Annotated in this window: 10 protein-coding genes; 5 read left to right on the forward strand and 5 right to left on the reverse strand. The window is 37.1% G+C overall.

What is annotated here, in order from left to right; all coding sequences use genetic code 11:
• Positions 1 to 204 precede the first annotated feature (204 nt).
• On the forward strand, positions 205 to 819 hold the full coding sequence (ytaF, locus tag GHC26_RS07645; RefSeq protein ID WP_163970666.1) for a sporulation membrane protein YtaF: 615 nt from the start codon (positions 205 to 207) through the stop codon (positions 817 to 819).
• Positions 820 to 1279: 460 nt separating this feature from the next.
• Here ytaF and phoU read toward each other — a convergent pair whose 3' ends face one another.
• The 4 genes from phoU to GHC26_RS07665 all read right to left on the reverse strand — a co-directional run bounded on the left by phoU (position 1280) and on the right by GHC26_RS07665 (position 4353).
• Positions 1280 to 1939, reverse strand: a complete 660-nt coding sequence (phoU, locus tag GHC26_RS07650; protein ID WP_163970667.1) for a phosphate signaling complex protein PhoU — start codon at positions 1937 to 1939, stop codon at positions 1280 to 1282.
• A 19-nt stretch (positions 1940 to 1958) separates the two neighbouring features.
• The gene (pstB, locus tag GHC26_RS07655; RefSeq protein ID WP_226376897.1) at positions 1959 to 2723 is read right to left on the reverse strand and encodes a phosphate ABC transporter ATP-binding protein PstB; all 765 of its coding nucleotides are present in this window, start codon (positions 2721 to 2723) and stop codon (positions 1959 to 1961) included.
• 193 nt (positions 2724 to 2916) lie between these two features.
• On the reverse strand, positions 2917 to 3813 hold the full coding sequence (locus tag GHC26_RS07660) for an AEC family transporter (protein ID WP_163970669.1): 897 nt from the start codon (positions 3811 to 3813) through the stop codon (positions 2917 to 2919).
• A 21-nt stretch (positions 3814 to 3834) separates the two neighbouring features.
• Positions 3835 to 4353, reverse strand: coding sequence for a GNAT family N-acetyltransferase (locus GHC26_RS07665; RefSeq protein ID WP_163970670.1), 519 nt, complete (start codon positions 4351 to 4353; stop codon positions 3835 to 3837).
• 791 nt (positions 4354 to 5144) lie between these two features.
• On the opposite strand from GHC26_RS07665, the gene GHC26_RS07670 reads away from it, so the two are divergent.
• From GHC26_RS07670 to GHC26_RS07685, 4 genes are all read left to right on the forward strand, one after another.
• Positions 5145 to 5996 carry a CvfB family protein gene (locus GHC26_RS07670; RefSeq protein WP_163970671.1) on the forward strand — a complete coding sequence of 284 codons (852 nt, stop codon included), beginning with the start codon at positions 5145 to 5147 and terminating at the stop codon, positions 5994 to 5996.
• A gap of 282 nt (positions 5997 to 6278) precedes the next feature.
• On the forward strand, positions 6279 to 7490 hold the full coding sequence (locus tag GHC26_RS07675; protein WP_163970672.1) for a dicarboxylate/amino acid:cation symporter: 1212 nt from the start codon (positions 6279 to 6281) through the stop codon (positions 7488 to 7490).
• A 366-nt stretch (positions 7491 to 7856) separates the two neighbouring features.
• Positions 7857 to 8837: a glycine betaine ABC transporter substrate-binding protein gene (locus GHC26_RS07680; protein WP_163970689.1), complete on the forward strand. Its 981-nt coding sequence runs from the start codon at positions 7857 to 7859 to the stop codon at positions 8835 to 8837.
• Positions 8838 to 8855: 18 nt separating this feature from the next.
• Complete coding sequence (locus GHC26_RS07685) at positions 8856 to 9659, forward strand: GNAT family N-acetyltransferase (protein WP_163970673.1); 804 nt, start codon at positions 8856 to 8858, stop codon at positions 9657 to 9659.
• Positions 9660 to 9947: 288 nt separating this feature from the next.
• Here the strand turns inward: GHC26_RS07685 and GHC26_RS07690 are convergent.
• Positions 9948 to 10609 (reverse strand): transketolase-like TK C-terminal-containing protein (locus GHC26_RS07690; RefSeq protein ID WP_318936995.1); only part of this gene is annotated, 662 nt, incomplete at its 5' end.

Below are 10609 nucleotides of genomic sequence, written 5' to 3' on the forward strand. Positions count from 1 at the left end.
TCCTTTCTAAATCGCTTTTTAAAAAACATCTATCCTAATACTTTACCACAAATAAAGCGAAGTTACCTAAGCACACCTTCCATTTGAATCCATACAATAATTAAGGAAGTAAAAGTAAGTCGTCTTGTTAAAATTTGTCAACGCACAAAAGCTATTGTTTCTTTTTTCAACTGCTAATACGTTATCGATAAAGGATTGGTCGGTATGCTTTTTTATACAGGATTATTTCTGTTGGTCATTGCCGTCAGTTTAGATGGCTTTGGTGTTGGAGTTACGTATGGAATGCGAAAAATCCATGTACCAGTAAATGCTCTTTTCATTATCATGTGCTGTTCTGGTATTGTTGTGTTGCTTTCGATGACCATCGGGAATCTCTTTACTACTTTTTTATCTCCAAATATAGCAAGTATGCTTGGAGGGTTCATCCTAATCGCAATTGGAATTTTTTCGTTAGTCAATATATTCCGACCAAAAACGGAATCTCCCACAGAAGCATCTGATAAACAAATGAGCACATTCAAGACCGTATTAACAACACCTGATAAGGCCGATTTAGATCAATCTGGAACTATATCCATTAATGAAGCCATTTTGTTAGGAATCGCACTAGCCCTAGATGCTTTTGGTGCTGGTATTGGAGCTTCCATGTTAGGTTACTCCCCTGTCCTCACACCAATCTTAATTGCATTAATGAGTGGAATATTTGTCTATTGTGGTATTCATATTGGTATTCTTTTGTCTAAAAGTAAACATCTACAAAATGTGACGTTTATTCCACCATTACTCCTTATCACTCTCGGGATTCTTAATATTTTATAACTAATGCATGCATAAGCAGCCACACAGGCGTTATCTTATCCTAAGGTAACGCCTTTTTTTGGAATCAGCCACCCCTTGTGATTAGTCGTAAATGTTTTCGCTATAATTACCGCTACGGAAATACACTAATTTTCTTACTGCATAAGTGCAACTAAGGCTTTCGCCGCTTGGCGACAAGCCAAGTTTTCTAATCGGGTGATCAAGGCGCTTACGCTTTTCGATTGAGGAAGCTGAAGCGTTGTCCGCGGTGAAGAAGACACTGTGAAACCGAACAGTTTGAACAGATGTCGCACTTGTGCCGTGGTGAAAACGACTGTCCGGAGTGGAAATCAATGACGCTATTTTACAATGTATTATATATAGATGTTTCGACGTAAAAACAATAAAAGAATTCGGGAAGCGCCATATCAAAAAAAATCCTTGGGTCCTATTGAGATGGAATCAAGGATTTTTCTGGTGCTTATTGATTTAAATCAAACCGCTTCCCTTTGACTAAATAAATAACACCTTCCGAAATATTAGTCGTGTGGTCCGCAATGCGTTCAATGTAGCGACAAATAAAAGCTAACTGTGTAATTTGTGTAATGGTTGAAGGATGGTTGGACATATATTCTAGCAACTCCTTGATCAGCTTTCCATATAATTGATCAACATGATCATCTGTTTCCGCAACTTGTTTTGCTTTCCGAATATCTTCCTCATTATATGCTTCTAATACTTGATCGATCATTTCCCGTGCCATTGTCACCATTTTTGGTATGTCCTGAACAGGGATATCAAATGGCTTCTCGCCAATTCGAATGACAGATTTTGCGATATTGACCGCTAGATCACCTATTCGTTCCAGATCGGTAGCAAGCTTAATCGTGGTAATTAATTTTCGTAAATCAGAGGCTAGGGGTTGTTCTTTCGCAATAAGCCATGTAGCCATTTCATTAATTTCTTCTTCTAACTGATTAATTTGGTCATCATCATCCAAAACTTTTAAAGCAACATCAATATCCTGGTGATTTAACGCTGTAATGGATCGGTCCACTGCTAATCGTGCATGGTCTGCTAACTCCAAAAACTTTCCCTTTAAATCGTCTAATTGTTCATCAAAACTTTCTCTTGCTTCCACCTTGGTTACCTCCCATCTTTTAGCCAAATCGACCAGTAATATAATCTTCGGTTCGTTTATCTTTTGGGTTAGAAAAAAGCATACTCGTATCCTCGTGCTCAATTAACTCTCCATTTAAAAAGAAAGCTGTTTTATCTGATATACGTGCCGCTTGTTGCATATTGTGTGTGACAATGACAATGGTATATTCTTCTTTTAATTGTTGGACCAACTCTTCTACCTTTAGTGTTGCGATTGGATCAAGTGCTGATGTTGGTTCATCCATTAAAATAACATCTGGTTCAATCGCAAGACATCTAGCAATACAAAGACGCTGTTGCTGTCCACCAGATAAACCAAATGCATTGTCCTGTAAGCGATCTTTCACCTCATCCCACAATGCTGCACCACGTAAGCTTTTTTCCACAATTGCATCCAAGTGTTTTTTCTTCTTAATCCCATGAATCTTTGGACCATATGCGACATTTTCATAGATTGACTTTGGGAATGGGTTTGGCTTTTGGAATACCATCCCAACATTGGTTCTTAATTCTTCTACACGGTAACTTGGATCAAATATATTCGTGCTATTGTATACAATATTTCCTTCCATATGGACAGAAGGAACCATTTCCACCATTCGATTTAATGCCTTAATAAAGGTTGATTTCCCACACCCAGATGGACCAATAATCGCAGTGACACGATTAGTAGGAATCGTCATATTAATTTCATGTAATGCCTCTGTTTCTCCATACCATAAACTGAAGTTTTCTATCTCATAAATCATCTCTTCGGCTTTCATTTTTTGGGGCACTGCCTTTAGTTGACTCTGTTTTAATACGTTCAACGCCAATTCCTCCCTTGATGAGCACTTTCCACCTATAGTTATAGATTACTAGGAATTTATTAACAGAACATAAAGGGAATGTAAAATTATTGTAAAGAAAAAACTGCTATATGAGACGAATGCTCACATAACAGTTTTCGTTTTTCTTTTAGGCAATTAAATTTAATAAAATGGTTACCGACACAATACTTACTATGGTGGTAACTAATGTAATACTTGATACAAGATCTGGCTCTGTATCAAACTCTATTGCATACATGGTTGTTGTCGCTGCACTTGGCATTGCAGAGACTATCAAAATGACTGCTGCTATAACAGGGTCAACCGATACAAACGAGATAAATCCAAACGCAATTAATGGTGAAATAACCATTCGAATCAGAACCGCTGAAGATAGAACGGGCCAATTAAAGGATAACGATTTAATTGATGCGAGTTGCATCCCTAACACAACCATCATCAATGGTATCGCAGCGTCTGCTAACATGGATAACGGAGAGTAAACTGATTCTGGAATCTCCCAATCTATTTGTTGAAAAATAAATGCTAGAATCGTAGCATGTGTTGCTGGCATTTTTAAAACCGTGTAGAATGCTTGCTTCATGCCTGAGGTACTTCTGGATGCATAGTATACACCAAAGAAACTCATAATCAATGTTTGTAAGACCATAAAGAACACGGCGTATGGCATTGCTTCGTCACCGATACTATAGAGGATAACTGGTACCCCATAATTACCACCATTCATAAACGCACTTGTAAGAATGGAAGCACTCTCCACAGACTGTTCCCACTTTAAGATAATCTTTAAGATTCGGTTGATCATAATGATGAATGCAAGTAGCACAAATGCAAAGATAATTATCGTTGTAAATCCTTGATTATAGCTAGATTCATATAATGTTGTAAAAACAAGTGCTGGCAAAAAGATATAAATTGATACCGCTGCAATTGACTTCACATCTAGTACGCGAAACCGTTGTAGTATATACCCCGTTCCGAAAACGGCAATGATCGGTAAAATCACTTGAAAGAATAATTGCATGATGACAACTCCATTACTCTATTATTTATTCATTTTCCAATACTCATCTTCCAAAATACTCATGATGATTGCATCATGATAAGATCCATTAACAAAATACTCATGAGGTAGATCTGCTGTATGATAGAATCCTGCTTTTTTGTATACATGTATTGCTTTTTTATTCTTTTTATCAGCAATTAAATACAATTTGTGTAAATTTAAATTAGAAAAGGCATAGTCCATTGCAAGACGTGTCGCAGGATAAGCATAGCCATTACCTTGATGCATCGGATCAATCATAATCGTAAACTCTGCTTTTCGATGAATCGAGCTGATAGATACTAACTCGACTAATCCGAGTTTTTCATCATTCTTTTGTAAAATAAATTGACGTTGATGAGGGTTGGCTATATTTTTATCAAATTCATCTTCTAATTTAGCAAGTGTTTGATAAGGCTCCTCAAACCAAAGTGGCATAATAGCTGGGTTATTTTTTAATGTATGTATGAAGGAGAGGTCATCTCGTTCCAATGCTCGTAACCCTATTTGTTCTGTCATCTTAATTCCCCCTTTGTCTATGGTAGTTTTTTTCGGATCATTATCACTTTATCATAGCACAATAGGCAAAATAAACTGAATTATTTGCACGAAGAATGGAATTTTTATGATGGACTGGGACTTCATCGCGAGAAAACCGAACTCTTTTTACGCCTTTTACAATAGGCTCATTTCACATACTTTGTTGCCTTCTTACGTCGCAACATCTATATGAGGTGCAATAACATTTAGCTAAAATTACCGCTACAGAAATCAACGGTTTAGTTTACTGCGCATCATACATCAACTATTCATTAAGATTCATACTGGAAAAAGCAACACCCTTTTAAAAACAGCCTCGCAATAAGAGTGAAACAAGCAATACCTATCAGGAGAATGAACCTTTTTGAGGAAAGTCTGAATTTTAGGTACGAAGACTGACCCCCTTACTATGAAGCGACATTCTTTCCCAAAAATATTGACAAGCTAGTCAATGTATGAGATGATACATAAGTTGTATTGAGAAGTAATCAATAAGCATACTGGCATTCTACTTATGTTTTTAAAGATGCTTATTCACACTGGCGCGACTAAAGGGTCGCAAGGACGTAAGAGCAGGTAGGGCTTACGTTGCTTAAGTTAGAAAACACCAGTGGAACGAAAGACCGCGGTTATAGACTAGTTTTAATGAAATTTACACGCCCAAATTTCACAATAAAAATAAAAAGCTTATGTGTTACTTTTCCATAAAAGGGATACTCTTGTAATAGGGTATCCCTTTTCTAATTATAGAAAGAAAGTAGGTATGATAGATGATACATACAAAAATCGGAACCATTCAAACATTACACGTTGTTCGGAAAATTGATACAGGATATGTATTGGAACATGATGTGTTACTCCATCACAATGAAACAGACAAGGAACTGGAACCTGATCAGGAGGTAACTGTATTTTTGTATCAAGACAAAAAAGGACAAACTATCGCAACGACACAACTCCCCGCCATTCAAATGGATACATATGGTTGGGCGGAAGTAACAGAGGTTATTCCTAACTTAGGTGTATTTGTTAACATAGGAACTACGAAAGAAATTCTTGTATCGAAAGATGATCTTCCTTTATTCGAAAATGTATGGCCACAAAAAGAAGATAAACTCTATGCTACCTTAGGAAAAGATCAGAAAGGACGACTATTAGCCATTCCAGCCACAGAAGGGGTATTTATGCGTGAACGGGAATATGCTCCTTTTGAACTGTTACATCAACCTGTTACAGGTAGAGTGTATCATACTAGTAGAGAAGGGTCTGCCATCTTTACCGAGGAGCAATATCGTGGATTTGTCCACCATAGTGAGCGAATAGAAGAACCTCGTTTAGGGGAACTCGTAAAAGGGCGTGTGATTGAAGTGAAGGATGATGGGACCATTAATGTATCACTTCGTCCATTCAAAACACATAGCATTGGTCCAGATGCAGAAGTCATATTAAAGCATTTAGAAGAAAACGGTGGTGAGATTCCACTTAGTGATCAAAGTGACCCAGAAGATATTCGTGGAACATTTAATATAAGTAAGGCCGCCTTTAAACGAGCATTAGGGAAGTTAATGAAAGAAGGAAAAGTAGAACAACGGAATGGAAAAACATACTTAACCAAGCAATAATCATGAAGATATGATCCAACAGCACGTTATAAATGTGCACATCAAAGCAGGATGCCAACATCGGCATCCTGTTTCCTGCTCTTTCGACAATATTCGCCAAATTTCGGGTGGTGCCTGTCACTCGTAAAACTCTATCAGACAATAGAATACTGAATTGAATAAAAAAATTGTAATTTTAAAATTATCGTGTAATACACTTTAAAAGGAGAAAGGTTTTGAAGGTCATTTTTACTCCACCTCTTGACCTTCCCTTTCTACCCCAAATTCGAAGGGAGGGAGAACATGAATAAACGTCTTATTTATCAAATAATCGGTGCATTTGTGCTAGCCATTGTTGCTGGATTAATTTTTGGTGAGCAAATTGAAGTCGTCCAACCACTTGGGGACTTATTTTTACGCCTTATCCAATTTATTATAGTGCCATTAATACTAGCTACCATTATCGTTGGTGTTACGAGCACTGGTGACATCAAAAGATTAGGCCGGTTAGGTGGAAAAACTGTTTCTTTTTACTTAATAACTAGTTTCTTTGCGATAACATTTGGCTTATTGGCTGGTTTTGTGTTTCAACCTGGAACAGGCTTAGATGTATCCATAGAAGAAGAGTCGGTTGCACCTACAGAAACAGAAGGTGTTGTTCAAACATTATTAAATATTATCCCAACCAATCCGATTGAATCATTAGCTACTGGCAATGTCCTACAGATTATATTCTTTGCTGTCTTTATTGGGATTGGGATTACAATTGTAGGCGATAAAGCGAAACCTGTACAGAACTTTTTTGATGGATTAGCAGAAGTTATGTACAAAATCACAAGTATTATTATGTTGCTCGTACCAATTGGTATTTTTGGTTTACTCGCACCAATTGTTGGTCAATATGGGATCTCTGTACTACTCCCACTAATCAAAGTAATTATCGCCATGCTAGTTGCTTGTATTATTCACGTGGCTATCCTTTACTCCATTGCTCTTAAATCATTTGGTAAAATGAGTCCTATTCGCTTTTTTAAAGGAATATTCCCTGCAGCAGCTGTTGCTTTTACAACTAGCAGTAGTTCAGGTACATTGCCGGTTACCATGAAAAGTACCCAGGAAAATTTAAATGTATCAAAAGAAACAAGTAGTTTTGTCCTGCCTTTAGGTGCAACTATTAACATGGACGGAACAGCTTTATATCAAGGTCTTGCAGTGGTGTTTATTGCACAGTACTTCGGTGTTGACCTAACCTTCACCCAGCTCTTAACCGTTGCTCTTGTCGGAACATTAGCTTCAATCGGTGCTGCTGGTGTACCAGGTGCTGGGATGGTTATGCTCATGATGGTATTAACTGCTATTAACTTACCTTTAGAGGGGGTTGCATTAGTAGCAGGTATTGATCGAATTCTTGATATGATGCGTACTTCTGTTAATGTCATGGGTGATGCAACAGCCAGTATCATTGTAGATACTTCAGAAAAGAAACGCGAAAATCAAGTGGAAGAAGCAGTTTAATACATTTGTAGAAAGACTCGAAAGCCTGGCTCTAATAGATAGAGGCAGGCTTTTATTTTATCTCCTATTGCTAAAAAAGGCATTATTTCTTCCTATTACATAAAAAAGTGTGGAATTCTATCATGTTATACTAATAGGATTATGTAAACTCCCTTTTCTTCCATATATCTAAAGAATTATCCCTAATATCCCATTTGTATAATTTTTCTGAATACATAATAATAAAAAGGTAATAGATAAATTCAGTCTATTACGAAGACTTTTTTCGCACTTTGTTGTTTTTTACAATGCTGGTAAAAGAAAAACTACAAACTTTCGAAAATAGTCATTTTGAAAAAAACTATGTGGAGGTAACGACTATTGAAGATGAAACTATTACAATTTAGTTTACTACTCACAGCTATCATTCTGGTTGGGTGTAGTGATGACAGTAGTGCTAGTACGGAGGACAAAGATCCGATTATTTTTGCTGATAATGGCTGGGATAGTAACCGATTTTACAATGAATTAGCTGGAATCATCATTGAGAATGGATATGGTTATGAAACTGATCAAATATCTGGTTCAACACCTGCCTTGTTTACAGGAATAGCGGAAAATGAAGTTGATGTTCATATGGAGGTTTGGACACAAAATGTGGGCGACACTTATACAGAAGGAATTGAAAACGGCGATTTCAATAAGCTTTCGTTGAACTTTGATGACAATCACCAAGGGTTATATGTACCTTCCTACGTAATTGAAGGGGATCCAGAACGGGGAATCGAACCAATGGCTCCCGATTTAGAATATATTACAGATTTACCAGAATACTGGGAGATTTTCCAAGACCCAGAGGATAATTCAAAAGGCCGTATCATTGGTTCCATTTCTGGATGGGAGGTAGATGAAATTCTACATGATGGCTTTTTACACTATGGATTAGATGAATATTATAACTATTTCCGCCCAGGTTCTGAGGCAGCGTTAAATGTATCATTAGAAACTGCCTATGAAAACGGGGAACCTTGGATCGGATATAACTATGAACCAAACTGGGTTATGGGTAAATTTGATATGATCCCAATTATGGAAGAAGATGAAAATGGTGTATTAGAAAGTATCGGGGCACAAAATATTGACATTATTGCCAGTAGTGGATTAATGGAGCGAGCACCGGAAGTAACTGATTTTCTAAGTAACGTTGAAACTTCTAGCGAAATAGCGAATAATGCATTAATTTATATCCAAGAAGAAGAAGCAACAGAATATGAAGCAGCAGTACATTTTCTAAAAGAAAACGAAGACTTATGGACACAATGGGTTCCAGAAGATGTTGTCGAAAGTATCAAAGAGGCAATTAACTAGTTACTAAAGGAGTAAAGTATGATTCAAACAGCCGTACAAGATTACTTAATTGAAAATCTAGCCAGGAAAACAAGCTATTTTCCAAAGGCAATTAATAAAACAACAGTGAAACATCATCCTAACTATGTGGCTGTCAATTGTAACCTGCCAACCTATAATTTGAATGTGATTACATTACGCAATAATCAATTTAAAATGTTCAAAGAATCGTTAATGGATGAAATCATAGCGTTTACCAATGAAAGTCTTCCTATGAGTATGTGGTGTTGGGAGCGTTATTCGGAGGTTTGTGAATACGTAAAAGAAATTGGATTAACAGAATATCATACAGCCTATGCTGCAATGGCAGCTAAAGTAAATGACCTGCAACATCATTCTTCTAACATAGAAGGTTTTCAAATTAAACAAATTACGACTAAAAAGGAAGTAAAACAATTCGCGGCAATTATTGCTTCCTTATATGACAAAAAAGAAGGAAAAGCAATGCAGCAACAGTATGAAAAAATAGCCGATCTTCCATTAGAGGGCTTAAGTGACACGCAATTATATGGTGGATTCTATCTAGGTGAAATGGTATCAACTGGATCATTATTCTTTCATGATCAAACAGTAGGTGTCTATGATATTGCCACATTAGCCTCCATGCGTGGAAAAGGATTTGGCTCTGCTATTGTATACTACTTAATCGAACAAGTTAAACAATCAAACGCATTGTACAGTGTTTTAGAAGCATCACCAGATGGACTAGGTATTTATAAACGAATTGGCTTTCATCCTGTAGGAAATTTAAAGTTGTTTGTCAATAAGAATTTAATAAGCTAAAAAGTTTTGTCCACATACTGTATCAAGGTTGGTTGGACCGTATTTTGAATAAGAATCAACCGATGGAATGACTGTCGCGATTGGTTGTATGAGTTTAGAGATAAAAAAACGATAAAAACTCATTATCACTGCATTTTGCGGCGCATTTTGTAGTGACATGCTATAACTTAAGCGTATAAATTGTGAACTTGAGCCAATTTATACCAAACTTAAGCAAAAACCAGCTCTTTTTACAACTAAACCAAAAACCAGTAATGGATGCCAAATTCCATTACTGGTTTATTTCCTTTACTTCACAAATGATTCTACATGTTTCACTACATTATCAACTGTAAATCCATATTCCTTTATTACTTTGTCTCCATTTGCGGAAGCTCCGAAACGATCAATGCCAAGAATAATACCATTATCGCCTACATAACGCTCCCAGCCGAAGGAAGATCCCATTTCAATTGCAACTCTATTCTTCACACTTGGTGGGATGACGTTATTGCGGTATGCTTCATCTTGTTGGTTGAATCGATCCCATGAAGGCATGCTGACAACCGAAACATCGATTCCTTTTCCTTGTAGAGCTTTTTGTGCTTCTACAGCTAATTGAACCTCTGATCCTGTTGCTAACAGAATGGCATCTGGTGTGTCTTTTTCAGCTTGACTGATGACATATGCACCTTTTTGTACGCCTTCATATGCTTTTTCAGCAGTTCCTTCTAATGTCGGCAATCCTTGTCTTGTTAACACAAGTGCTGTTGGTTGATCGGTGGATTCCACTGCTAGGCGCCATGCTGCTTGTGTTTCATTTCCATCAGCTGGACGGATTAAGGAAAGATTCGGAATTGCTCGCAATGCAGCTAGCTGTTCAATTGGTTCATGCGTTGGACCATCTTCCCCAACGGCAATTGAATCATGGGTAAATACGTATGTTACTGGTGTATTCATGATGGCTGATA

Source organism: Oceanobacillus halotolerans (assembly GCF_010993955.1).
Taxonomy (GTDB): Bacteria; Bacillota; Bacilli; order Bacillales; family Amphibacillaceae; genus Oceanibacillus_A; species Oceanibacillus_A halotolerans.

Bases quoted from the DNA above. Each gene is read 5' to 3' on its own strand.
- ytaF (WP_163970666.1), top strand. From the start codon at position 205: ATGCTTTTTTATACAGGATTATTTCTGTTGGTCATTGCCGTCAGTTTA.
- GHC26_RS07670 (WP_163970671.1), top strand. From the start codon at position 5,145: ATGATACATACAAAAATCGGAACCATTCAAACATTACACGTTGTTCGG.
- GHC26_RS07660 (WP_163970669.1), bottom strand. From the start codon at position 3,813: ATGCAATTATTCTTTCAAGTGATTTTACCGATCATTGCCGTTTTCGGA.
- GHC26_RS07685 (WP_163970673.1), top strand. From the start codon at position 8,856: ATGATTCAAACAGCCGTACAAGATTACTTAATTGAAAATCTAGCCAGG.
- GHC26_RS07675 (WP_163970672.1), top strand. From the start codon at position 6,279: ATGAATAAACGTCTTATTTATCAAATAATCGGTGCATTTGTGCTAGCC.
- GHC26_RS07665 (WP_163970670.1), bottom strand. From the start codon at position 4,353: ATGACAGAACAAATAGGGTTACGAGCATTGGAACGAGATGACCTCTCC.
- GHC26_RS07680 (WP_163970689.1), top strand. From the start codon at position 7,857: ATGAAACTATTACAATTTAGTTTACTACTCACAGCTATCATTCTGGTT.
- pstB (WP_226376897.1), bottom strand. From the start codon at position 2,723: ATGAAAGCCGAAGAGATGATTTATGAGATAGAAAACTTCAGTTTATGG.